This window comes from Streptomyces sp. NPDC059668 (genome assembly GCF_042734135.1).
Classification (GTDB): Bacteria; Actinomycetota; Actinomycetes; order Streptomycetales; family Streptomycetaceae; genus Streptomyces.
Map to the genome: position 1 here is coordinate 91,892 of NZ_JBHWEL010000017.1, position 22,920 is coordinate 114,811.

At 72.5% G+C, this 22,920-nt stretch carries 22 protein-coding genes; 14 read left to right on the forward strand and 8 right to left on the reverse strand.

What is annotated here, in order from left to right:
• The first annotated feature begins 241 nt into the window (after window positions 1-241).
• The 9 genes from ACFV2J_RS15505 to sigJ all read left to right on the forward strand — a co-directional run bounded on the left by ACFV2J_RS15505 (window position 242) and on the right by sigJ (window position 10,015).
• On the forward strand, window positions 242-1,759 hold the full coding sequence (locus ACFV2J_RS15505) for a sugar ABC transporter ATP-binding protein (protein WP_385091885.1): 1,518 nt from the start codon (window positions 242-244) through the stop codon (window positions 1,757-1,759).
• A gap of 28 nt (window positions 1,760-1,787) precedes the next feature.
• Window positions 1,788-2,828 (forward strand): ABC transporter permease, encoded by a 1,041-nt coding sequence (locus tag ACFV2J_RS15510; protein WP_385091888.1) that lies wholly within the window; start codon window positions 1,788-1,790, stop codon window positions 2,826-2,828.
• Window positions 2,821-3,813 (forward strand): ABC transporter permease, encoded by a 993-nt coding sequence (locus ACFV2J_RS15515; protein WP_385439042.1) that lies wholly within the window; start codon window positions 2,821-2,823, stop codon window positions 3,811-3,813. Before ACFV2J_RS15510 ends, ACFV2J_RS15515 begins: the two co-directional genes overlap by 8 nt.
• A 29-nt stretch (window positions 3,814-3,842) precedes the next feature.
• Window positions 3,843-4,925 carry a rhamnose ABC transporter substrate-binding protein gene (rhaS, locus tag ACFV2J_RS15520; protein ID WP_385091895.1) on the forward strand — a complete coding sequence of 361 codons (1,083 nt, stop codon included), beginning with the start codon at window positions 3,843-3,845 and terminating at the stop codon, window positions 4,923-4,925.
• A gap of 17 nt (window positions 4,926-4,942) precedes the next feature.
• Window positions 4,943-5,263: an L-rhamnose mutarotase gene (locus ACFV2J_RS15525; protein WP_385091898.1), complete on the forward strand. Its 321-nt coding sequence runs from the start codon at window positions 4,943-4,945 to the stop codon at window positions 5,261-5,263.
• 368 nt (window positions 5,264-5,631) lie between these two features.
• Window positions 5,632-6,657, forward strand: a complete 1,026-nt coding sequence (locus tag ACFV2J_RS15530) for a LacI family DNA-binding transcriptional regulator (RefSeq protein ID WP_385439047.1) — start codon at window positions 5,632-5,634, stop codon at window positions 6,655-6,657.
• A gap of 121 nt (window positions 6,658-6,778) precedes the next feature.
• Complete coding sequence (locus ACFV2J_RS15535; RefSeq protein WP_385097290.1) at window positions 6,779-8,080, forward strand: alpha/beta fold hydrolase; 1,302 nt, start codon at window positions 6,779-6,781, stop codon at window positions 8,078-8,080.
• A 47-nt stretch (window positions 8,081-8,127) separates the two neighbouring features.
• Window positions 8,128-8,961 carry an enoyl-CoA hydratase/isomerase family protein gene (locus ACFV2J_RS15540; protein ID WP_385439051.1) on the forward strand — a complete coding sequence of 278 codons (834 nt, stop codon included), beginning with the start codon at window positions 8,128-8,130 and terminating at the stop codon, window positions 8,959-8,961.
• Between the two features lie 160 nt (window positions 8,962-9,121).
• Window positions 9,122-10,015: an RNA polymerase sigma factor SigJ gene (sigJ, locus tag ACFV2J_RS15545; RefSeq protein WP_385439054.1), complete on the forward strand. Its 894-nt coding sequence runs from the start codon at window positions 9,122-9,124 to the stop codon at window positions 10,013-10,015.
• 3 nt (window positions 10,016-10,018) lie between these two features.
• Here sigJ and ACFV2J_RS15550 read toward each other — a convergent pair whose 3' ends face one another.
• Window positions 10,019-10,894 (reverse strand): SDR family oxidoreductase, encoded by an 876-nt coding sequence (locus tag ACFV2J_RS15550; protein ID WP_385439057.1) that lies wholly within the window; start codon window positions 10,892-10,894, stop codon window positions 10,019-10,021.
• A gap of 173 nt (window positions 10,895-11,067) precedes the next feature.
• Here ACFV2J_RS15550 and ACFV2J_RS15555 point away from each other — a divergent pair, with 173 nt between their 5' ends.
• On the forward strand, window positions 11,068-11,922 hold the full coding sequence (locus ACFV2J_RS15555; RefSeq protein ID WP_385090354.1) for a pentapeptide repeat-containing protein: 855 nt from the start codon (window positions 11,068-11,070) through the stop codon (window positions 11,920-11,922).
• On the opposite strand, the gene ACFV2J_RS15560 is transcribed toward ACFV2J_RS15555, so the two are convergent.
• Window positions 11,884-13,368 carry a cytochrome P450 gene (locus tag ACFV2J_RS15560; RefSeq protein ID WP_385090357.1) on the reverse strand — a complete coding sequence of 495 codons (1,485 nt, stop codon included), beginning with the start codon at window positions 13,366-13,368 and terminating at the stop codon, window positions 11,884-11,886. The genes ACFV2J_RS15555 and ACFV2J_RS15560 overlap by 39 nt on opposite strands.
• Before the next feature lie 108 nt (window positions 13,369-13,476).
• On the opposite strand from ACFV2J_RS15560, the gene ACFV2J_RS15565 reads away from it, so the two are divergent.
• Entirely contained in the window at window positions 13,477-14,094 is a 618-nt protein-coding gene (locus tag ACFV2J_RS15565) for a TetR/AcrR family transcriptional regulator (RefSeq protein ID WP_385439062.1), read from the forward strand.
• 98 nt (window positions 14,095-14,192) lie between these two features.
• Window positions 14,193-14,918 (forward strand): DUF2470 domain-containing protein, encoded by a 726-nt coding sequence (locus ACFV2J_RS15570; protein ID WP_385090380.1) that lies wholly within the window; start codon window positions 14,193-14,195, stop codon window positions 14,916-14,918.
• On the opposite strand, the gene ACFV2J_RS15575 is transcribed toward ACFV2J_RS15570, so the two are convergent.
• From ACFV2J_RS15575 to ACFV2J_RS15590, 4 genes are all read right to left on the reverse strand, one after another.
• The gene (locus ACFV2J_RS15575) at window positions 14,886-16,103 is read right to left on the reverse strand and encodes a lactonase family protein (protein WP_385090360.1); all 1,218 of its coding nucleotides are present in this window, start codon (window positions 16,101-16,103) and stop codon (window positions 14,886-14,888) included. The genes ACFV2J_RS15570 and ACFV2J_RS15575 overlap by 33 nt on opposite strands.
• 112 nt (window positions 16,104-16,215) lie before the next feature.
• Window positions 16,216-17,262: a hypothetical protein gene (locus ACFV2J_RS15580; protein ID WP_385439066.1), complete on the reverse strand. Its 1,047-nt coding sequence runs from the start codon at window positions 17,260-17,262 to the stop codon at window positions 16,216-16,218.
• A gap of 53 nt (window positions 17,263-17,315) precedes the next feature.
• Window positions 17,316-18,578: an FUSC family protein gene (locus ACFV2J_RS15585; RefSeq protein ID WP_385090366.1), complete on the reverse strand. Its 1,263-nt coding sequence runs from the start codon at window positions 18,576-18,578 to the stop codon at window positions 17,316-17,318.
• A 206-nt stretch (window positions 18,579-18,784) separates the two neighbouring features.
• The gene (locus ACFV2J_RS15590; protein ID WP_385090369.1) at window positions 18,785-19,405 is read right to left on the reverse strand and encodes a CGNR zinc finger domain-containing protein; all 621 of its coding nucleotides are present in this window, start codon (window positions 19,403-19,405) and stop codon (window positions 18,785-18,787) included.
• 135 nt (window positions 19,406-19,540) lie between these two features.
• On the opposite strand from ACFV2J_RS15590, the gene ACFV2J_RS15595 reads away from it, so the two are divergent.
• Window positions 19,541-20,542, forward strand: coding sequence for a zinc-binding alcohol dehydrogenase family protein (locus ACFV2J_RS15595; protein ID WP_385090371.1), 1,002 nt, complete (start codon window positions 19,541-19,543; stop codon window positions 20,540-20,542).
• Between the two features lie 155 nt (window positions 20,543-20,697).
• Here the strand turns inward: ACFV2J_RS15595 and ACFV2J_RS15600 are convergent, their stop codons facing one another.
• Window positions 20,698-21,273 carry a TetR/AcrR family transcriptional regulator gene (locus tag ACFV2J_RS15600; protein WP_385090374.1) on the reverse strand — a complete coding sequence of 192 codons (576 nt, stop codon included), beginning with the start codon at window positions 21,271-21,273 and terminating at the stop codon, window positions 20,698-20,700.
• A 123-nt stretch (window positions 21,274-21,396) separates the two neighbouring features.
• Here ACFV2J_RS15600 and ACFV2J_RS15605 point away from each other — a divergent pair, with 123 nt between their 5' ends.
• A complete protein-coding gene (locus ACFV2J_RS15605; RefSeq protein ID WP_385439071.1) occupies window positions 21,397-22,434 on the forward strand; it encodes an NAD-dependent epimerase/dehydratase family protein in 1,038 nt (345 codons plus the stop codon).
• 137 nt (window positions 22,435-22,571) lie between these two features.
• Here ACFV2J_RS15605 and ACFV2J_RS15610 read toward each other — a convergent pair whose 3' ends face one another.
• Window positions 22,572-22,847: a hypothetical protein gene (locus tag ACFV2J_RS15610; RefSeq protein ID WP_385439074.1), complete on the reverse strand. Its 276-nt coding sequence runs from the start codon at window positions 22,845-22,847 to the stop codon at window positions 22,572-22,574.
• Between the last annotated feature and the right edge of the window lie 73 nt (window positions 22,848-22,920).

The window sequence follows — 22,920 nt, forward strand, 5'->3', positions numbered from 1 at the left end:
TCGATCTGAACAGGGGTGGTCTGAAACGATTCAGAAAGCTGAAGCTATGAGCACCCTGAAGGGCTGTCAACCCCCTGGGCGAGGACTGCTTGCCGTGACTCGGTTGTGACCTTTGGCTATCGAGAATTTCGACCTGAACCCATTGACGTGACCTGGGCTACATGTCTAACGTCCCGGCAACCTAGTTGAAACCTTTCACGACGTCGTGAGGCCTCTCCGCCCGCGTCGTTGAGGAGCTCCCATGACCCACCGGTCCGACGCGGGTCCGGCCCCCGTACTGGCGCTGGAGGACATCTCCAAGTCCTTCGGCGCGGTGCGCGCCCTGCGGGACGTGTCCCTGGAACTGTTCCCCGGCGAAGTGCACGCACTCGCCGGTGAGAACGGCGCGGGCAAGTCGACCCTCATCAAGACGCTCGCCGGCGTGCACCGACCGGACGCCGGTCGGGTGCTGCTGGACGGCGAGCCCACTGTCTTCCACGGTCCCGCCGACGCCCGCGACGCGGGTATCGCGGTGATCTATCAGGAGCCCACGCTCTTCCCCGACCTGTCGATCGCCGAGAACATCTTCATGGGCCGCCAGCCCCGGCGCGCGCTCGGCCGCATCGACCACAAGGCCACCCACGCCGCGACCGCCGGACTGATGAAGCGCCTCGGCGTCGAACTCGACCCGGAGCGCCCGGCGCGCGGACTGTCCATCGCCGACCAGCAGATCGTCGAGATCGCCAAGGCGCTCTCCTTCGACGCCCGGGTCCTGATCATGGACGAGCCGACCGCCGCCCTCACCGGCAGCGAGGTGGCGCGCCTGTTCGGCGTGGTGCGCACCCTGCGCGAGCAGGGCTCGGCGGTGCTGTTCATCTCGCACCGGCTGGAGGAGATCTTCCAGATCTGCCGGCGGGTCACGACCCTGCGCGACGGCGCCCTGATATCCAGCGAGCCGCTGGAGGGCATGACGGAGGACGACCTCGTACGCCGGATGGTCGGCCGCGACCTCGACGAGCTCTACCCCAAGCAGGACGTCGAGGCGGGCGAGGTCGCCCTCAGCGTGCGCCGTCTGACCCGCGAGGGCGTCTTCACCGACGTCTCCTTCGACGTCCGGCGCGGTGAGATCGTCGGTCTCGCCGGGCTCGTCGGCGCGGGCCGTACGGAGGTGGCCCGGGCCGTCTTCGGCGTGGACCGCTGGGACGCCGGGGAGGTGGAGGTCGACGGCAGGGCGCTCACTAACGGCGCGCCCTCGACGGCCATGTCCGCGGGCCTCGCCCTCGTCCCCGAGGACCGGCGCGCCCAGGGCCTGGTGATGGACATGTCCATCGAGCGCAACATCGGCCTGACCGGGCTCCGTACGACGGTCAGGGCGGGCCTGATGGACCGGGGCGCCGAGCGCAGCCGTTCCCTCGACTGGGCCGTCAAGCTCCAGGTCAAGTACGCCCGGATCGCCGATACGGTGGCCACGCTCTCCGGTGGCAACCAGCAGAAGGTCGTGCTGGCCAAGTGGCTCGCCACCGGCCCCAAGGTCCTGATCGTGGACGAGCCGACGCGCGGTATCGACGTCGGGACGAAGGCCGAAGTGCACCGGCTGCTCAGCGAGTTGGCCGCGGACGGCGTCGCCGTCCTGATGATCTCCTCCGACCTGCCGGAGATCCTCGGCATGGCGGACCGGGTCCTCGTGATGCACGAGGGCCGGCTCACCGCGGAGATCCCGCGCTCCGAAGCCACCGAGGAATCCGTGATGGCCGCAGCGACCGGGAGGGCCGCCGCATGACGCCGACCGACACCGGGAGGGCCGCCGCATGACGGTGACCGCGCCCAACCCCGCCCCCGCCGCCGAGGTCCCCCGGTCGAGCGGAACCCGGCTGGTGGACCGCGTCTTCAAGATGCGCGAACTCGCCATCCTCGCCGTCTTCCTGGTGATGATCGTCATCACCCAGCTGGGCAACAGCCAGTTCCTGTCCGAACAGGGCATCAAGGACCTGCTGCTGAACGCGACCATCCTGGTGCTGGTCGCCACCGGCCAGTCGCTGGTGGTGATCACCCGGAACGTCGACCTGTCGGTCGGCTCCACGCTCGGCATCAGCGCCTTCGCGGCCGGCACCTATCTTCAGGGCGGCGGGAACCCCGTCGTCGCGGTGTTCCTCGCGGTGCTGCTCGGCGTCGGATGGGGACTCGTCAACGGTCTGCTGGTCAGCCTCGGCCAGGTGCCCGCGCTCGTCGTCACCCTCGGCACGCTCTACATCATCCGCGGCATCGACTCCATCTGGGTCGGCTCCCGGCAGATCACCGCGGCCGACCTCCCCGGCAGCTTCGTCGACTTCGGCTCCGGCGGCATCTCGGCGGTGCCCTACCTCGCGCTGATCGCCCTGGCCGTACTGCTGGTCACCGCCTACTGCCTCAAGCACTTCGGCAGCGGACGGGAGTTGTACGCGCTCGGCTCCAACCCCGAGGCCGCGCGGCTGGCCGGCATCCCGGTCCGCAAGCGCATCCTGACCGCGTACGTCGTCTGCGGCGGCCTCGCCGGCCTCGCCGGCGCGCTGTACCTCGCCCGGTTCGGCAACGTCGACTCCGGCACCAGCACCGGCTACGAACTCACCGTCGTCAGCGCCGTGGTGGTCGGCGGTGTCGTCTTCACCGGCGGTTCCGGCAGCGTCTACGGCGCCGCGCTCGGCGCGCTGCTGCTCACCTCCATCAACAGCGTGCTGCCCGCGCTCGGCGTCAGCTCCGTCTGGGTGCTCGCCATCAACGGTGTGCTGCTCATCCTCGCCATCGCGGTCGACCGGATCGTCGCGCTGCGCGTGGCCTCCGCACTGAAGAAGAGGAACGCCCGCCATGGCTGACTCGCCCCTCGCGCGCGCCGTCCGCTGGGACACGGTCGTCGGCGCCCTCCTCATCGTCCTGCTGCTGTTCTCCTTCGGCTTCGTCGACGGCTTCGGCAACGCCCTCAACCTGTCGTTCCTGATCGGCAACACCCTGCCCATCGCGCTGATCGCGCTGCCGATGACCCTGCTCGTGGTGGCCGGCGAGATCGACCTCTCGGTCGCCTCCACGGCCGGTCTGTCCGGCTCGGTGATGGGCGCCCTGTGGAACCAGGGCATGGCGATCGAGACGATCATCCCGCTGTGCCTGCTGCTCGGCGTGGTGTGCGGACTGGTCAACGGCCTGCTGGTGACCCGGCTCGGGCTGCCCTCCCTCGCCGTCACCATCGGCACGCTCGCCGCCTACCGGGGCATCGCGCAGATCGTGCTCGGCTCGGACGCGGTGACCGACTTCCCCACGCAGTACCAGGACTTCGCGGCCGGGCGCATCGGGAACACCTTCGTCCCGCAGGCCTTCCTGCCCTTCCTGGTGCTCCTCGCGATCGCCGTGGTCGTCCTGCACGCCACCCCGTTCGGACGCTCGGCCTTCGCCGTCGGCGCCAACGAGGAGGCCGCGCGGTTCGCCGGCATCCGGGTCAAGCGGCAGAAGCTGATCCTCTTCGTCGCCACCGGCTTCATGGCCTCGCTGACCGGCGTCTTCTGGGCGCTGCACTACGCCAGCGCCCGCTACGACAACGCCACCGGCCTCGAACTCTCCGTCGTCGCCGCCGTCCTGCTGGGCGGCATCGACTTCGACGGCGGCAAGGGCACGCTCGGCGGCGCGATCGCGGGGGTCTTCCTGCTCGGCGCGCTGCAGAACGTGATGAGCCTCTCCAACGTCTCCGCGCAGTCGCAGATCGTCGTCACCGGCGTTCTGCTCGTCGTCTCCGTGCTCGGCCCCCGGGTCGCGCGGCAGATCTCCGTAGCGAGGGCGGGCCGCAGAGCCGCCTCGACTCCGACCTCGTAACCGCCCACCCTCGTAAAGGAACTTCCGCCATGCGCAAGTCAACGATCCGCCGCACCTGCGTGGCGCTCGCCGCCGTCACCTCGCTCGCCCTGGCGGCCACCGCCTGCGGTGGCACCACGAAGAAGGACGTGAAGGCCGACAGCGGTTCGAACGCCACGGCCGGCAAGGCCGACCCGAACGCGGCGACCAAGAAGGGCCTGACGGTCGGGTTCCTGCCCAAGCAGGTCAACAACCCGTACTTCACCTCGTCCGACAAGGGTGGCGAGAAGGCGCTGACGGCACTGGGCTCCACGTACAAGGAGGTCGGCCCCAGCAGCGCCACCGACACGTCCGGCCAGGTGAGCTATGTCAACACGCTCACCCAGCAGCAGGTCGACGCGATGGCCGTGTCCGCACAGGACCCGGGCGCCCTGTGCACCGCGCTCAAGCAGGCCATGAGCAACAAGATCAAGGTCGTCACCTACGACTCCGACACCAAGCCCGAGTGCCGCAACGCCTTCGTCTCGCAGGCCAGCGCCGAGGACCTGGGCCGCACCGAGGTGCAGCTGCTCGCCGAGCAGATCGGTTACAAGGGCGAGATCGCGATCCTGTCCGCCGCGCAGACCGCGACGAACCAGAACACCTGGATCGACTTCATGAAGGACGAGCTGAAGGACCCCAAGTACAAGGACGTCAAGCTGGTCAAGGTCGCCTACGGCAACGACGACGCACAGCAGTCCTTCCAGCAGACCCAGGGCCTTCTCCAGGAGCACCCGAACCTCAAGGGGATCATCTCCCCGACCACGGTCGGCATCAAGGCGGCGGCCCAGTACCTGTCCGGCTCCAAGTACAAGGGCAAGGTCAAGCTGACCGGCCTCGGCACCCCCAACGACATGCGCAAGTACGTCAAGAACGGCACCGTCGACGGCTTCGAGCTGTGGGACCCGGCGAAGCTCGGTGAGCTCGCCGCCCGCACCGCCGTCGCGCTGGTGTCGGGACAGATCAGCGGCAAGGAGGGCGAGACCTTCAAGGCCGGCGACATGGGGAGCTTCACCATCGGCAAGGACGGCGTGATCAACCTGGGCAAGCCGACCGTCTTCGACGCCAAGAACATCGACCAGTTCAACTTCTAGGGGCTGAAGGGTCCTTGATGCAGCGTGTGTGCTTTCTGCTGAAGGTCCGGGCGGACCGCCTCGACGAGTACCGCGAGCGGCATGCCGCCGTGTGGCCCGAGATGCTCCAGGCACTCTCGGCCACCGGCTGGCACAACTACTCGCTGTTCCTGCGCGAGGACGGGCTGCTGGTCGGCTACCTGGAGACCGAGGACTTCGCGGCCGCCCGGGCCGCCATGGAGGCCACCGACGTCAACGCCCGCTGGCAGGCGGAGATGGCGCCGTTCTTCGAATCGCTGGACGGCGCCGGACCCGACGAGGCGATGAAACCCCTCACCGAAGTCTTCCATCTCGCCTGACCAGGAGTTCCGTACATGAGACGACGCACCCCGCGCGAGGCGGTGCCGGCGGGCGCCGTCGCGGGTCCGCGCCGGGCCGCCCCCGCCGGCCCGGGCCCCGTCACCGGCGGCGGTGCCCGTCGTCGGCGCGCTCGGCCCCGGCAGGACCGCGGCGGGCGCCCGGACCGAGGAGTCCGTCATCGGCGAGACCCGCGTCCCGAGGGCCGGGACGCCGTCGTTCTCGTACGGGAGAGAGCCCGGCGGCACGGCGCCCCGGGCACCTCACGTCGTCGCGTCCCGGCTGCCCGCATGAGCGCCGGTCCCCAGGAGTGCGCGGGTAATGTGAAGGCCCGCCCGCCGCTTCTCGTTTACCTGGAGGTTCCTGCCTGATGGCTCAGTCGGTGGGTATCAAGGACGTCGCCCGCGCCGCCGGAGTCTCCGTGGGCACGGTCTCGAACGTGATCAACCGCCCGGACACGGTGGCCTCCGAGACCCGGGCGCGGGTCCAGTCGGCCATAGACCGGCTGGGCTACGTCCGCAGCGAGTCGGCGCGCCAGCTGCGGGCCGGGCGCAGCCGGATCATGGGCCTGCTCGTCCTAGACATGGGAAACCCCTTCTTCGTCGACGTGGCGCGCGGCGCCGAGCGGGCCGCCCGGGACGCCGGGCTCGGCGTGATGGTCTGCAACAGCGCGCAGAGCGCGAGCGAGGAGGCCGACTACCTGTCGCTCTTCGCCGAGCAGCGGGTCCGCGGGGTGCTGCTCACCCCCGCCGACGCGACGGGGCGCAACATCGAGACCTTCCGCCGCAACGGCATCCCCTTCGTACTGGTCGACCGGGTCGCCGAGGGCACCACCGAGTGCTCGGTCTCGGTCGACGACGTGGAGGGCGGCGCGCTGGCCGTACGCCACCTCGTCGACGCCGGTCACCGCTCGATCGCGTACGTCAGCGGACCGCCCGGACTGAACCAGGTCACCGACCGGCGCACCGGTGCGCTGAACGCGCTGGCCGAGGCCGGGCTGCCGCCCAGCGCGCTCAGGGAGCTGCCGACCCAGCGACTGGACGTCGCCGCGGGCCGTGACGCCGGCGCCCGGCTCCTCGGCCTGGCCGTGCGCCCGACCGCCGTCTTCTGCGCCAACGACCTGCTCGCCCTCGGCGTCCTTCAGGCCATGTACGCGGCAGGCGTCGGCGTCCCCGACGACCTCGCGATCGTCGGGTACGACGACATCGAGTTCGCCGCCGCGGCGGCCGTCCCGCTCACCTCGGTGCGCCAGCCCGCCATGACGATGGGTGCCCTCGCCGCCGAGCTGCTGCTGGAGGAGACGGAGGCCGAGACGGCTCCGGTGCCGCACGAGCACCGCCGGGTGGTCCTCCAGCCGGAGCTGGTGGTACGCCGCTCCAGCCTGTCCGCACGCTGAATCCCCCCGCCCGGTGCTGAGCGGTCATTCAGTACGGTTTCTTGATCCCCGGGCTCCGCCGGCCGGGGAGCATGTGTTCAACTGGGACGCAGCCTGGAATCCGTACGTCTGGGGAGTCCCGTTGACCGTCAGCTACCGTCAGCCCGGTGTCGTCCTGACCGACCACCGCTTCACCGTGCCCCTCGACCACGACGAGCCGTCGGGGGAGAGCATCTCGCTGTTCGCCCGCGCGGTCGTCGCGAGCGAGAAGGCGCACCAGGACCTCCCCTGGCTGGTCTACCTCCAGGGCGGCCCCGGCTTCGGCGCCAACCGTTTCGTCGGCAAGCAGGCCTGGCTCGGCCGCGCGCTCAAGGAGTTCCGGGTCCTGCTGCTGGACCAGCGCGGCACCGGCCACTCCACGCCCGCCAACCGCCAGACACTCCCGCTGCGGGGCGGCCCGCGCGCACAGGCGGACTACCTCGCGCACTTCCGCGGCGACTCCATCGTCCGCGACTGCGAGGCCATCCGCCCCCGGCTCACCGGCGGCGCGCCCTGGACCGTACTGGGCCAGAGCTTCGGCGGCTTCTGCGCGGTCAACTACCTCTCGACGGCCCCCGAGGGCCTGCGCGCGGTCCTGATCACCGGCGGACTGCCGGGACTGGACGCGCACGCGGACGACGTCTACCGCGCCGCGTACCCCCGTATCGAACGCAAAGTCGCGGCACACTACGCGCGTTACCCTCAGGACGTGGAGCGCGCCCGGCAGATCGCCGAGTACCTGGTACGGCACGAGCCGGTCCTGAGTGGCGGCTACCGGCTCACCGTCGAGGCCTTCCAGTCGCTCGGCATCCTCCTCGGCGGCAGTGAGGGGAGCCACCGGCTGCACTACCTCCTGGAGGACGCCTTCGTCCGCACCCCGCAGGGCCCGGCCCTCTCCGACGCCTTCCAGGAGGAGGTGCAGGGGCTGCTCTCGCACGCGGGCCACCCGCTGTACGCGCTGATCCACGAGGCGATCTACGGGCAGGACGACCGGCCCACCGCCTGGTCCGCCGAGCGGGTGCGCGCCGAGTTCCCGCAGTTCGACGCGGCCAAGACTCTGGCGGACGAGGGACCGCTGCTGTTCACCGGCGAGTCCGTGCACCCGTGGATGTTCGACACCGACCCCGCGCTGCGGCCACTGCGCGAGACCGCCGAGGAACTGGCCGCCCGCACCGACTGGGGACCGCTGTACGATCCCGCCCGCCTCGCCGCCAACGAGGTCCCGGTGGCCGCGGCCGTCTACCACGACGACATGTACGTCGACACGGAGCACGCGCTGCGCACCGCCCGCGCCATCGGCGGTCTGCGCACCTGGGTGACCGACGAGTTCGAGCACGACGGCGTACGGGCCGGCGGGTCCCGCGTACTGGACCGTCTGCTGGCGTTGACGCGCGACGAGGTCTGAGGTCCCCTACGGTTCTGACGGGTTGTCAGAACCGAGAGGGGGCACGGATGATCGACACCTTGCGCACCGACGTCCCGGAGGGTGAGGAGCGGCTGCGCCTGGAGGTCGAGGACGGGGTCGGCGTCCTCACCCTCTGCCGTCCGGGCAGGCTCAACGCGTGGAGCTGGGAGTCGACGCGCCAACTCGGCCTGCTGGCCGACCGGATCCGCTTCGACGCATCGGTGCGGGTGGTCCTGCTGCGGGCACAGGGGCGGGCCTTCTGCGCGGGCATCGACGTGACGGCGCCGGGCGGCGCGATCGAGGGGCGCACGGACGCGGAGCGGGCCCGCAACTACTACGAGGGGATCCGCTGGGCACACGAGCGGTTCGCGGTCTTCGCCGGTCTGCCGCAGCCGGTGGTCGCGGCCGTCCAGGGGTACTGTCTGGGATTCGGCTTCGAGCTGGCACTGATGGCGGACGTCAGGATCGCCGCCGACGACGCGGTGTTCGCGCTGCCGGAGGCACGGCTCGGGGTCGCCGTCGACGCGGGAGGTGATCTGCGGATCGCCCGGGAGGCGGGCGCCGGGTGGGCGAAGTACCTCGCCCTGACGGGCCGTTCGCTGGACGCCGGCACCGCCGAGCGGCTCCACCTGGTCCAACTCGTGGTCGCCCGCGGCGAACTGGACGAGGCCGCCCGTGCCGTCGCGGCAGAGATCGCGGCGAACGCGCCGCTCGCGGTGCGGGGCATCAAACAGGACATCGACGCGTACGCCGACGCGGGCCTCGCGGCGGCCCTCGACCGCACCGCGGGATCGGCGGCGCTCACCCTGGCCTCCGAGGACTGCCGCGAGGGATACGCGGCGAGGGGCGCCCGCCGCGTGCCGAGGTTCGAGGGGAAGTGACCGGCGTGCTTTGATCGGACGCGGTGGTGAGCGGCGTCGGGCCCGGTGGACACCGGACCTGTCACGTGACCGGCTCCGCGCTCCGTCCGGCCCGGCGGACGCCCGGTCCGGACGGCGAACGGCTCCGCGCGGGGTCGCGGGCGGAGGGGAAGGGGGACGGGTGGGGGACGACGAAGGGCTTCTCGCCGAGCGGTTCGAGGAGCACCGGGGCCGCCTGAGAGCGGTGGCCTACCGGATGCTCGGCTCGCTGAGCGAGGCCGACGACGCCGTGCAGGAGACCTGGCTCAAGCTGAGCCGGACCGACGCGAGCGGCATCAGGAACCTGGCGGCCTGGCTGACCACCGTGGCCGGCCGGGTCTGCCTGGACATGCTGCGCTCCCGCACCGCGCGTCGCGAGGAGCCGATGGACACCTACGTCCCCGATCCGGTCGTGAGTCCCCTGGACCGGGTCGATCCCGAGCAGGAGGCGCTGCTGGCCGACTCGGTCGGGCTCGCCCTGCTCGTGGTGCTGGAGACGCTGGAGCCCGCCGAGCGGCTCGCGTTCGTGCTGCACGACATGTTCGCGGTGCCCTTCGACGACATCGCGCCCGTCGTGGGCCGCTCCTCGGCCGCGACCCGGCAGCTCGCCAGCCGTGCGCGGCGCCGCGTTCAGGGAGCCGCCCCGGAGACCGAGCCGGACCTCGGCCGGCAGAAGAAGGTCCTGGACGCCTTCCTCGCGGCCTCACGCGCGGGGGACTTCGAGGCGCTGCTCGCCGTCCTCGACCCCGAGGTCGTGCTGCGCGCCGACTCCGGCGCCGTCGTCGGCGGCGCGGCCGCGTCCAAGCTGGTGCGCGGTGCCGCGACCGTCGCCCGGCAGGCCCTCGTGTTCCGGCAGTTCGCGGACTCCTCGCGGCTCGCGCTCGTCAACGGCGCGATCGGCGTGGTGACGGCGCCCGGGGGCTCGCCCCTTGCGGTCATGGGCGTCACCGTCGCCGACGGCAGGATCGCCGGGATGTACATCCTGTCCGACCCCGAGCGGCTGGCACGGCTCGACCTCTCCCCGTTCGCCGACTGACCGTCAGCCGGTGAACGGGCCGAGGCCCAGCTGGTCGCGCACCGGCACCACCGGTGCGCCGACGAGTCCCCTGCGCTGCCAGTTCGCACCGTCCACCACCAGGGTGTGGCCGGTGATGAAACGGGCGTAGGGGGAGGCCAGGAAGGTGGCCGCCCAGCCGAGTTCGCGCGGTGCGCCGACCCGCAGCGCGGGCTGGCGCGCGTCGTGCGTCCCCGCCCGGTCCAGCGCACCCCGGATGTCGGCGGTCATGTCCCCGTGCGGCATCAGCCCGGGCACCAGCCCGTTGACCTGGATGCCGTACGGTCCCCACTCCACGGCCAGGGTCTCCACCAGATTGCGCACCCCCGCCTTCGCCGCGGCGCTGTGCGCGTAGCCCGGGCCGCCGGTCCAGGCGTACGAGGCACCGACGTCGATGATCGAGCCGGGTGTGCCGGCGGCCAGATGACGGCGGCCGAACTCGCGCGTCATCAGGAAGGTTCCGGTGAGGGTGATGTCGACGACCGCCCGCCAGGCGTTCGGCGTCATGTCCTCGGCCGGCACGGGGAAGTTGGCCGCCGCGTTGTTCACCAGGACCCCGGGCAGCGGAGACCCGTCGAAGACCTCCGCGACGCGCTCCGCGTCCCGTACGTCGCACACCGCCGTCGTCACCCGGGTGCCCAGGCCGGCCAGCTCGGCCCGGGCGGTGCGCAGATGTTCCGTGCCGCGGCTCACCAGCAGCAGATCGGCGCCGAGCCGCGCGAACTCCGCGGCGATCGCCTTGCCCAGTCCGGTGCCGCCGCCGGTGACCAGGACCAGCGTGCCGTCGTACGTTCCGGGCGGCAGCGCGCTCGCGCCCAGCGGAGGAGGGAGGGGCAGGCCGCGCGGGAGTGTGTCGTCCATGGCCGCCTCGATACCCGGTGCGGCCGAAAACCTCCAGAGCCGGAGCACTCCTTGTCCCGGCCCCGTCCCCCGCGGGCGCCGCCCCGCACCGTCCCCGGGCTCCACCCACCCGGTGGCCGGTCATGTCATCGGCCCAGTTCAGGCGGTTGTTCGCGGGTCAGTAGGCTGGGGGCATGCAGGAAGACAGCGCAACAGCCACGGACCGGCTCCTGGAGCTGCGGGCCGACTGCGGTGAGTGTTTCGGGCTGTGCTGCGTCGCGCTGCCCTTCGCCCGTTCGGCCGACTTCGCGATCGACAAGGACGCCGGGAAGCCGTGCCCGAACCTGGCGGCCGACTCGCGGTGCGGGATCCACACGCGGCTGCGCCAGAAGGGCTTCACGGGCTGCACGGTGTACGACTGCTTCGGCGCCGGACAGAAGGTCTCCCAGGTCACCTTCGGCGGCCAGGACTGGCACTCCGTCCCGGCGGAGCGCGCCCGGCAGATGTTCGACGTGTTCCCGGTCGTCCGCGGACTCCACGAACTGCTCTGGTACCTGAACGAGACGCTCACGCTGCCCGCGGCCGGCCCGGTGCACGCCGACGTCCGCCGCGCGCTGGCCACCACCGAACGGCTGACCCGCCTGACCCCCGGCGAACTGGGGGAGCTGGACGTCGGCGCGCACCGGCAGGAGGTCAACGTGCTGTTGCTGCGGACCAGCGAACTGGTACGGGCGGGAGCCGGACGCGGGAAGGACGGCAGGAAGAAGGACCGCCGGGGTGCCGACCTGATGGGCGCCCGTCTCAAGGGTGCCGATCTGCGGGGCGCGGACCTGCGCGGCGCCTACCTCATCGCCGCCGACCTCACGGGCGCGGATCTGCGGGGCGCGGACCTGATCGGCGCCGACCTGCGGGACACCGATCTCACGGACGCCGACCTGACCGGGGCGTTCTTCCTGACCCAGCCCCAGGTGAACGCGGCCCGGGGCGGGTCCGGTACCAGGCTGCCGGGTTCAGTCGGCCGACCGGATCACTGGACGGTCCGGGGCTGACTCCGGTGCGGGCGCGCGCTCTTCGAGGCGCAGCCGCAGTCCTTCCGGCATCAGCGTGAGCCGCTCGGCGATCCGCAGCCGGTAGTCCGGCTCGGGGTGCAGTTCGTAGCGGCGCAGCAGCAGCCCGAGGACCAGCGTCGCCTCGTGCAGCGCGAACTGCCGGCCGATGCAGGCGCGGGCGCCGGTCCCGAACGGCTTGAAGGTGTGGCCGGGCCGGGACCGTACGGCCTGTGCGTCGAAGCGGTCCGGGTCGAAGGCCTCGGCATCGGCTCCCCAGACGTCCGGATCGCGGTGCAGCATCGCCGTCAGGACCAGGGTCCACGCTCCCGGCCGCATCGGGTGGACGCCGCCCAGCACGGTGTCCTCCCGGGCCTCGCGCGCGAAGGCGGGCGCCGTCGGCCACAGTCGCAGCGACTCGTCGAGGATCCGGCGCACGTACCGCAGCTTGGCGACCTGGTCGTAGCCGGGCCGGGGCGTGTCGCCCCAGACGCGGTCCACCTCGGCCCGGGCGCGGGCGGCGATGCCGGGGTGCCGGGAGAGGTAGTGCAGGGCGAACGAGAGCGCGCCCGAGGTCGTCTCGTGACCCGCGACCAGGAACGTGATGACCTGACGGCGGATGTTCTCGGGCGTCAGCCGCTCCCCGGTCTCGGGGTGGGCGGTCTCCAGCATGCGGTCGAGCAGGTCTCCTTCGCCGGCGGATCGACGGCGGGCCGCCACGACACCGTCGACCGTGTGGTTCAGGTACGCCATGTCCGCCGCGTTGCGCCGGGTGGCGCCGCGCAGCACCACGGGTGCCAGCGGCGCGGGGAGCACGTTGAGGCGCTGCGCGTAGGTCAGGGTGCCGACCATCGCGGTCACGAAGGGGTGCGGCCGGGAGCGCTCGAAGGAGCCGAAGTCGTGGCCGAAGCCGGTGCGGGCGATCGTCTCCAGCGTCAGCTTCGTCATGTCGGCGGGCACGTCGACCGCGCGTCCGGCGGCCCGCTCCCGGTCCCAGCGGTCGGTCAGCCGCTCGGCGACGGCCAGCATCATCGGGTGGTAGCCCTCCATGGCCTCGCGGCTGAACCCGGGGGCCAGCACGTCGTGCGCCAGTTGCCAGTTCGGCTCGTGGTTGTAGGCGGTGAACAGGCCGTCCCCGGCGACCGGCCGGAGGTTGGCCACCCCGAGTCCCACGTGCTTGGCGAACCGGGTCTCGTCCGCCAGCTCGGCCGCGAGCCGCGAGCCCCACACGAAGACGATCTCCTTGCCGAAGGCCCTGCGCCGGAAGATCGGCCCGAGCCGCCGCCCGAAGCGCATCGAATCCTGTAGCGGGGAGCGGACGTTGGAGCCGATCACGTCACCGACGACCGGGATCCGGTACGGCGGATGCGGGATGCGGTGCAGCTCCGGCCAGCCCAGCTCGGCACTGCGGAACCCCTTGGGCAGTGCGGCCCCTGTCGTCTCCGCCATCACGCGATCTCCCTTGTGCCTGCGGCCGTTCGGCTCTGTTGTACGCGGGTTCAATAGCGGATTCCAGTCTGTTCCCGTTGCTGAACCGACGTCAAGTAAGGTGCGGACATGGCCGGGAAACGGGGGGAAGGGGAGGAGCGCGCACGCCGACGGCTGAGTACCGGGGAGCGCCGGGAGCAGCTTCTGTCGGTGGGGGCGCGGCTGTTCTCGGAGAGTCCCTACGACGAGGTGTGGATCGAGCAGGTCGCGGAGATCGCCGGGGTGTCGCGCGGTCTCCTGTACCACTACTTCCCGACCAAACGGGACTTCTTCGCCGCGGTCGTGGAGCGCGAGAGCGAGCGCATGCTGCGCATGACGGCGGCGGTGCCCGGGGTCGCCGTGCGGGAGCAGCTCGGCGCCGCGCTGGACACCTTCCTGGCGTACGTGGAGACGCATGCCCACGGTTTCCGCGCCTTCCACCGCGCCGACGCCGCCGGTGACCAGGCGGTGCGCGCGGTCTACCGGCGGTCCCTGGCCGCTCAGGAGCGGCAGATCCTGGAGGCGCTGGCCGCGGACCCGGACTTCGGCCGCGCGGCCGTGGAGCGGCCCGAACTGCGGATCGCCGTGCGCGGCTGGCTCGCCTTCACCACGGCCGTGTGTCTGGAGTGGCTGCGGGGGGCGGAACTGACGCGGGAGCAGCTGCGTGATCTCTGCGCGCGGGCGCTGCTGGGCGCGATCGCTCCGTAACCCCTGAGGGTGCCGTGGGTGCGGCACGGTTGGCGTACACCCGGATCTTCGATAGGTTAGGCAAGGCTTACCTAATGGAGGTTGGGATGGGTGACCGAATGGGTGACCGTCATGTCTGGACGGCCACGCCCGCCGTGGCCGAGCGCGCCCGCTCGGTGCTCGCCGCGGCCTGGTCCTGCGCGGTGACCGCCGAGGGCGGCCGCGAGGAGCTCCTCGGCGCGCACAGCGTCACCGCGGACGGCAGGATCCTGCTGCGGGTGCCGGACGACAGCGCGCTGCTCGCCGCCGCCGTCTGCGCGCCCCGCGGCGAGCCGTCGGCCGTCCTGGAGTTCGCGGACGTCGCGCCGGTCCCGGTGCGTCGCCGGATCCGCACCCGCCTCTGGATGGCCGGCCGGCTCGTGGTGGGGGAGGGGCATCTGGGGTTCCAGGCCTCGCGTGCCGTGCTGCGTGACGCGTCCGGCGCCGTCGTGGTCGACCTCGACGAGTTCGCCGACGCCGGCCCCGATCCGCTGGCCACGGCCGAGGCCGCTCTGCTCACCCACCTCGCCGACACGCACCCCGACGCCGTCGAGCGGCTGACCCGCCTCGTCGAGCCGGAGAGCCTGCACGGCGCGGTCCGCGTCCAGCCGCTCGCCGTCGACCGGCACGGCCTGACCCTGCGCATCGAGCGGGCACGGGGCGACGGAGACGTGCGACTGCCCTTCCACGCGCCGGCCGACGACGTCTCCCAGCTCACCGAGCGGATGCACGCGCTGCTCACGCAGGCGAGCTCCACCGCCTGCCCCCGCGCGCTACAGCGGCAGCGCGCAGACGGCGACGGGTGACGCGAACGGCTCGCCCGCGCGCCGCAGGCCACCGCTCCCGGCGTCGACATGGAAGACGCTGACCGTGCCGGAGCGCTGATTCGCGGCGAACAGCAGCCGCTCGTCGGGCGAGAAGGCGATCTGGCGCGGGAAGTCGCCGCCGACCGGCACCGTGTCCAGGAGCCTCAGGCGCGCGCCGTCCGCCTCGACCGCGTAGCGCGTCAGACAGTTGGCGCCGCGATTGGCCAGGAAGGCGTACGCGCCGTCCGACGTCACCAGGAACTGCGCCGGGTAGTTGGTGCCCGTCCCCGTGCCCGTGGACTGCGCCTTCCCCACGGTGACGCGCCCGCTCGTCCGGTCGTACCCGCAGACCACGACCGTGTTGTCCACCTCGTTGGCGAGATAGGCGAAGCGGCCGCCGGGGTGGAAGGTGAGGTGGCGCGGACCCGCGCCCGGACGGGTGTGCGCCTGGGACACCTCGGCGAGAGTGCCCTCGGACGGGTCCAGGCGGTAGGTGTAGACGGTGTCGGTACCCAGGTCCACGGCGAGGACGTGGCTGCCGTCCGGGCCGGTGATGAACTGGTGGGCGTGCGGTCCCTGCTGGCCGGGGCCGGGAGCCGGGCGGGTGTGCTTGACCAGCGCCGTGCGTTCACCGAGCGCGCCCGAGGCGTCGATGGGGTGCACGGCCACACTGCCCGAGCCGTAGTTGGCGCTCAGCAGCCAGTGCCCGCTCGGGTGCACCGACAGGTGGCAGGGGCCCGAGCCGCCGGTGCTCCGGGTGCCGAGCACCTTGTCGCCCGCGAGGCGTACGGCCGTCACCCCGCCCTCGGGCCGCTCGTCGACGGCGTACAGGGTGCGGCCGTCCGGATGCACGGCCAGGTACGAGGGGTCGGCGACGCCGGTCACCGTGCCGGTGGCGGTGATGGCGCCGGTGCCGGAGTCGTACGTGGCCAGTCCGATCCCCTTCCCGCCGCCGTCGACCGAGGTGTACGTGCCGATGAACAGGGGACGGACGGCGGGGGCGGCCGAGCGGCGGGTCGGGGGCGAGCCGACGGTGGGCGCTGCCTCGGCTCGCGCTGCCTCGGCGCGGGGGGCCGCGGGCGCGGGCAGTGCCGTCGCCGCGACGGCTCCCGTCAGCGCCCCGACGAACCGGCGCCTGCTCCAGCCGCCGCCCGCGCCACGCTCGGGTTCTGCACCACTGCTCATGCCTGCACCTCGGGTGTCGGTTGCCTCAGCCGTGACACCCACCATGGCGTGCGACACCCGCGCGGCGCAAAGGCGGCGCCTGCGGGTGCGCGCCGCGCACCCGCACCGCTTCCTACCAGTCACCGTCCGTGACCGGTTTGCCCGGCGCGTCCCCGAGCTGGATCACCTGGTCGGGAGAGGGCGGCTGCCAGGGTTCGTGGTCGGCGCCGAGCCACTCGCCGACGGGCCGCACCGCGCCCAGCGTGTCGGTGGGGGCCACATCCCCGGCGTCCTCGTCGTAGTACTCGAACCAGGGCAGCCCGGCCCGGGTGTAGGCCGCGCGGTCCACCGGCGACGGCGGGGGAGCCTCGCCCGTGACGCGCCGCCACTCGGGAGGCGTCACGAGGTGGACGAACACACGGCCGGCCGGCTCCGGGGCCCAGGCGTCGAGGGGCCGGTCGGACGGGTGGATCTCCTGGCGCATCGAGCCGCCCACACCGAGCCCCATGGCCGGCGCGCTCCTCGCACGCCCCGCGGCGGCGGGCGCGGCCATGGGGGCCGGCACGCCGCCCGGCGCCGGGGGAGGGGCCCCGTAGCCGGACATCAGCGCGGCCGACCGGCTGATCTCGGCCCGGCGCCGCTCCTGCTCGCGCCACTTCGCGAGCTCCGCCGCACGGAGCGGGAACGACTGCAGCTGGATGCCGCCCCACACCTCCTCGCCGGTCACCTGTCCCTCGACCGTGGCCCCCAGCCCGAGGGGCACGGCCACGAACTGGCGGACCTTCCCCCTGCCGGAGTTGATGCCGTCGAGCCAGGGCTGACGCGGCAGCACCACGTGGTTCTGCGGGGTCAGGGACAGCCGGGGGCTCCACGGCTCGCCGGAGATCGCGCAGACCTTGCCCACCCCGACCTGCAACGCGGCCGGTTCCGCCGAACCCGCGAAGCTCAGCCACATCGCCTCGCGCAGATGGACCGGCAGCATCACACCGCCCCGCGCACGCCACTCGGCGGGCACCGTGTCCGCGTGGTCCTCGACGCGGCGCAGGGGGAACTCTCCGAGGCCGGGCGGCAGTCCGTGCGTACCCGTCTCGGGCAGGCGCAGCGTCCGCATGAAGCGGACGCGCACACCCCCCGGCAGCAGCAGCGAGTTCTCCTCGATCCGTACGGTGCCCTCGGTCATCCGCGCTCCCCCTGGTCGTCGGCGCCGCACCTCCCCGGCGTGGCACGGGCCTTTCACATAGAACGCCGCGAGGCCGCCGGACGGTTCCGGTTCCGGCGCGGCGGCAGCGGGACGCGCAATCGGTCGCGCAGACGCGTGAGGTGCGGGCGGCGTTCGCGCTGTTCACGCGCGCCGCGGTCGAGTTCCTCCATCAGGCGCCGTGACCGGTGCTCGGTGTCGAGCTCGTCCAGGATGCGGTTGACCTCCGTGAGGACGGCGCCGTGCAGATGCCACTGACGGGCGTCCCGCTGGACCCCGTCGAGCAGCAGCTGGGCGAGTTTGTCGCGGGTCGCCGACGCCGTGGTCAGCTCCGCGGCGAGCCGGGTCTCCGCCGACTCGGCGTTGTGGCTGACGTCCGTGGTCACCAGGACGGCGAAACTCACCACGGCGTCGGCGACTTCGCTCAGCAGTTGTTCCAGCACCGCACCCACCTGCGGTTCGAACAGGGGCTCGGGATCGCGCTCCTTGGCCAGGTCGGTGAGGGTGCGCGCGAGCACCCGCAGCACCACCGTGCAGATCTCCAGCGTGTCGAGTCCGGTGCGCAGCACGATCCGGTGCAGCAGGCCCTCACGGACGCGGGGATTGAGTTTCAGGCTGTCCTCGGCCTGCCGGAGTGCCGCGTCCACCCCGACGATGTCGTGGTCCAGGCGCCGTGCCTCGTGCAGCCGTGCGGTGGCGTGCTCCACGGGGGTGCGGCCCGCCGCCTCCTCCCCCATGCGCAGCATCAACTGGCGTACGCGCCGAGCCAGGTCCTCGATGGACTGGCCGGCCGCGCCCACCCACACCGGGGGAGCGAACAGCAGGTTGCAGCCGAGCCCGACCACCGCGCCGATCAGCGTCTCCAGGACCCTGGCCCAGGCCGTGTCCCCGACCCGGGTCACGCCGAGGACGAGCATGGCGCTGATCGCCACCTCGGGCACGAACTCGCTGACCCGGACCAGATGGCCGACGGCCAGTGAGGCGAGGATGAGCAGCGCCAGGCTCCACCAGGTCAGCCCCACGAGCAGGCTGAAGCCGATGGCGACCATGACGCCGGCCACCACGGAGTTCACCCGGCGGATGCCGGTGGTGAGGGTGGAGTAGAGCGTGACCTGTACGACGAGGAGCGCGGTCAGCGGGGCGGTGAGCGGCGCGGGCTCGGGGCTGAGCCGGACCGCGATCACATACGCGATGCTCGCCGCCGCGGCCGACCGTACCGACTGGACGACCACGGGTTCCTGGTGCCACTTCCGGAACTGTGGCCCCACCACGGCCCACACACCACGTACGTCTCGCATCCTTGGCCTTTTCCCCTTTCGCCCCTGTACCGAACGTGCTGATCGAGGGCCGTAACTGTCCGCATTGAGGCCAAATTTGTCCTCGCCCGGCCCCTTCCCTGATCTGCCCCGCCGACGCACCGAAGATCGACACGCGGGGGTCAGCGATGCGCCGCCTCGCGCGCCCTCCCTTTCACGGGGTGGGCCCCTTCATCGGGTGGGCGCCTTCATCGGGCGGAGGCGGCGCGTCCGCGGGACCGGTAGCCGGCCACCTTGGCGAGGTTGCCGCAGCGGTCCATGGAGCACCAGCGGCGCCGGCGGGCCTGGGAGTCGTCGAGGAAGAGCAGTGAGCATGTGGGGTTCTCGCACTCCTTGATCCTTCCCAGCAGGGGGCCACCGATCAGGAGGACGGCGTCCCTGGCCACGGTCGCGAGGGCCGCGGGGCCGGGACGCGCGGCCGTCCAGCACAGGACCGGGCGCGGTCCGTCGTACGGGTCGGCGAACTGGGGCGCGAGATCGGGCAGGGCCGCCGCTTCGTTCACCCGCGTGACGTCGTCCGGGTCCGGGGTCTGTTCGAGCATCGCGGCCCGCACGAGGCGGTACACGGCCTCGCGCAGCGTGCGGGCGCCGCCGAGGTCCGCCTCGCTGATCCGCACCGGCCCGTCGTCCGCTCCCGTGTGCAGACCCGCCTCGGTGATCCAGCGGGCGAGGGCCTCGGGGTCCGGGAGCCGTTCGAGCGGCGTGGTGTGCCGTTTGCCGAGCGTGGCGACGAAGTTCAGGGCGGGGCGGCCGCCGAGGAAGGGGAACGCCGTCTGCGGCTCGGGGGCGGAGGCGGGGGCTGCGGGCATGGCCCGAGTCTAACGCCTTGACACCAGTTCATGAGGTGTCGCAGAGTGACACCACTTCAACCGGTGTCACGGTACGCGCCCGCCCGGCGCGGGGTGCTCCGGTACGTCCCGATTTCCCGAGGGAGCAGGTGCGGTATGCGTGCGGTGCGGATCGACGAGTTCGGCGGGCCCGAGGTGTTGGTCCCGGTGGAGGTGCCGGACCCGGTCGCGGGCCCCGGTCAGGTGCTGGTTCGGGTCGCGGCGGCCGGGGTGAACCGGGCGGACGCGCTCGTGCGGGCCGGGGTGTACCACCGGGCAGGACGGCCGCCGCTGATCCCGGGCGTCGAGGCGTCCGGCGTCGTGGAGGCCGTGGGGGAGGGGGTGACCGGGGTCCGGGCCGGACAGCGGGTCATGGCCCTGGACGGGGTGAACGCACCTGGTTTCTACGCCGAGTTGGTCGTCGTACCGGCCGAGCGGGTGACCGTGCTCCCGGAGGGCGTCGAGCTGACGCAGGCCGCCACCCTGCCCGTGGCGTGGCTGTCCGCCTGGTACTGCCTGCTCCGGCTGGCCGAGGTGACCGAGGGCGACACCGTCCTGGTGAAGGCCGCGGCGAGCGGGGTCGGCAGCGCGGCCGTGCAGATCGCGGCCGGAGCCGGCGCCCGTGTCATCGCGTCGGCGGGTTCACCGGAGAAGACCGCGTGGGCGGCCGGGTTCGGTGCGCAGGACACCCTCGACACCTCCGCGCACCCCGACGACGCCGAGGTGGACGAGGTGTTGCGGCTGACCGGTGGGCGCGGTGCGGACATCGTCCTCGACACCGTCGGCGGCCCCGCCTTCGGGCGGAGTCTGCGCGAGGTCGGCCACGGCGGGCGGGTGGTCGCCCTCGCCAACGTGGCCCTGGAGCCGAGCGTCGTCGACACCCGCGACTTCTATCCGAAGAACGCGTCGATCCTCGGCTTCCAGCTCACCAACCTCCAGATCCATGGCTACGACCCGCGCGCGGACCTGCGGGAACTCGCCGAACGGGTGGCGGCGGGCCGGTACCGGGTGCCGGTCGAGGCGGTGTTCCCCCTGGAGCGGGCACGCGCCGCGCACGAGCGTCTGGAGCGGCGGGAGCACCGCGGCAAGATCGTGCTCACCGTCGAGGGCGGGGCGTGACTCCGGGCGGGCGCGTGGGCCGGTCGGGGCATGCCCCCGGCCGGTGCCCGGTACCGGTCGGGATCGGCCGGGCGGGGGTGGCCGTCCGGGACGGACTCGGCCGTGTCGGCGGTCGTCCCGGACGCGTGCACGCGAGGCGCTGATCCTGCCAGGTCCTAGGCGGATTCCGGCGGCCGGGTGCGGAGGCCGTCGGCGACGAGGTCGAGGATCCGCGCGGCCCGTTCCTGGCTGCCGGCCCCCGGGGGGATCCGCCACAGCACACTGAGCTGAAGGAGGACGTCCTCCGGGTCCGTCCCCGGCTTCAGCGTGCCCTCGGCGGCGCCCGCGTCGAGCAGGGCGGTGATCGCGCCGAGGAAGGGTTCGTAGTGCTCGTCGTCGAGGCCGCCGTTGGTCGCGGCGTGGATCACCTCGGCCACTCCGTACTTGAGCTGGCCGTACCGGGCGACCTCCTCGAACCAGCCGCGCAGGGCCGCGAGCGGCGGGAGCGAGCCGGCCAGGGTGTGGGCGAGGTCGATGAGCTTCTGGATCTCCTGGTGGTAGAGCTCGACGACGAGGGCCTCCCGGGTCGGGAAGTGCCGGTACAGGGTTCCGACGCCCACCCCGGCCTGCTTGGCGATGGAGGTCATGGAGGCGCTGGTGGAGGCCGAGAACGCCTCGGTGGCGGCGGCCAGGATGCGCGCCCGGTTGCTGCGGGCGTCGGAACGCGTCGGCTTCGGTGGCAGCGAGTTCACGGGTGTCAGTGGTCCGTTCGGGTGCGGATTGCGAAACGGAAGGGCTTCCGGTACGTTCGAAGCCGTAACGGAGGGGCTTCCGTTTCATTTTCCCACACCCACCTGACGAAGCGGAGAACGGCCATGGCCGAAGTGGTTCTGGTGACCGGTGGCAGCGGCTACATCGCCGGCTGGTGCATCGCCGAGCTGCTGCGCGGCGGCTACGAAGTGCGCACGACCGTACGGGACGAGGGGAAGAGGCAGGCCGTCGTCGACGCCGTGTCGACCGTCGTGGATCCCGCCGGCCGCCTCGGCTTCGCCGTCGCGGACCTCACGGCGGACGAGGGCTGGGACGCCGCGGTCAAGGGCGTCGACCGCGTACTGCACGTCGCCTCCCCGCTCGGCGGCGCCGCCCCGGGAAACCCGGACGCGCTCATCGCCCCGGCCCGCGACGGCGCGCTGCGGGTGCTGCGCGCCGCGACCCGGGCCGGGGTCGGACGCGTGGTGATGACCTCGGCGGCGAACGCCGCGAGCCCGTCGTCCTACGCGACGGAGGGCGTGACCGACGAGACGCTGTGGACCGACCCCGACGACCCCACCCTGATCCCCTACCGCCGCGCGAAAACGCTCGCCGAGCGGGCGGCGTGGGACTTCGTGGACAGCCACCCGGGCCCCACCGAACTGACCACCGTGCTCCCCGGCGCCGTGTTCGGACCCATCCTCACGACGGCCAACATCGGTTCCGTCGGCATCGTCGGACGCATGGTCTCCGGCGCCATGTCCGGCATCCCGCGGATCGGACTGGAGATCGTGGACGTCCGTGATCTCGTCGACGTCCACATCCGGGCGATGACGTCGCCGGACGCGGCCGGTCAACGCTTCCTCGCCACCGGGGAGTTCACCTGGATGACGGAGATGGCCCGCATCCTGCGCGACGGCCTCGGCGCCGACGGCCGCCGGGTCTCCACCCGGCAGGTCCCGGACTTCGCGGTCCGGCTCGCGGCCCGGTTCCGGGACCCGTCGCTGCGCGAGATCACGCCGGCCCTCGGTCGCCGCAACCGCCACAGCACGGACAAGGCGGCGCGGGTCCTCGGCTGGCAGCCCCGGCCCGCCCGCGAGGCCGTACTCGACTGCGCCAGAAGCCTCATCGAGCACGGCGCCGTCGAACACGTCCGGGCGTAGGTGCCGGGCCGGGCCGGCCGTCCGGCGGAGGCGAGGACGCCCGTGGTGTCACGTGGGCGCGATCCCCGCCGCGATTCCGGTGCCGGGGTCGCCGACGAACCGCGGTCCGCGGCCCGAGGCCGGCGTGCGGACTCGGCTCATCCCGCCGTACCGTGCGGCTGACCGGATCCGGGGGCCGGTCCCTGGTCGGCGAGCCGCTCGTAGAGCCAGGCGCACGCCCGGGCCTCGTCGGTGAACCGTTCGAAGACCTCTCGCCGTCCCCGCTCGTGGACGCCCACCAGCCACTCCCCGTCACGTTCTTCGAGGAAGTAGCGGTCCGCCGCGCGATGCTCGCCGGGGCAGTCCGGGATCTCGTAGTACGCGGAGGGGACCCCGGCCGCACGCAGGGCCTGGCACAGCTCGAACCGGTCCATGGCGTCAAGTCCTTCATCAGGGCCGAAGCCCGGCCCGGAGACGACCGGGCCCGGCTTCGGCGGGATCCTGCGT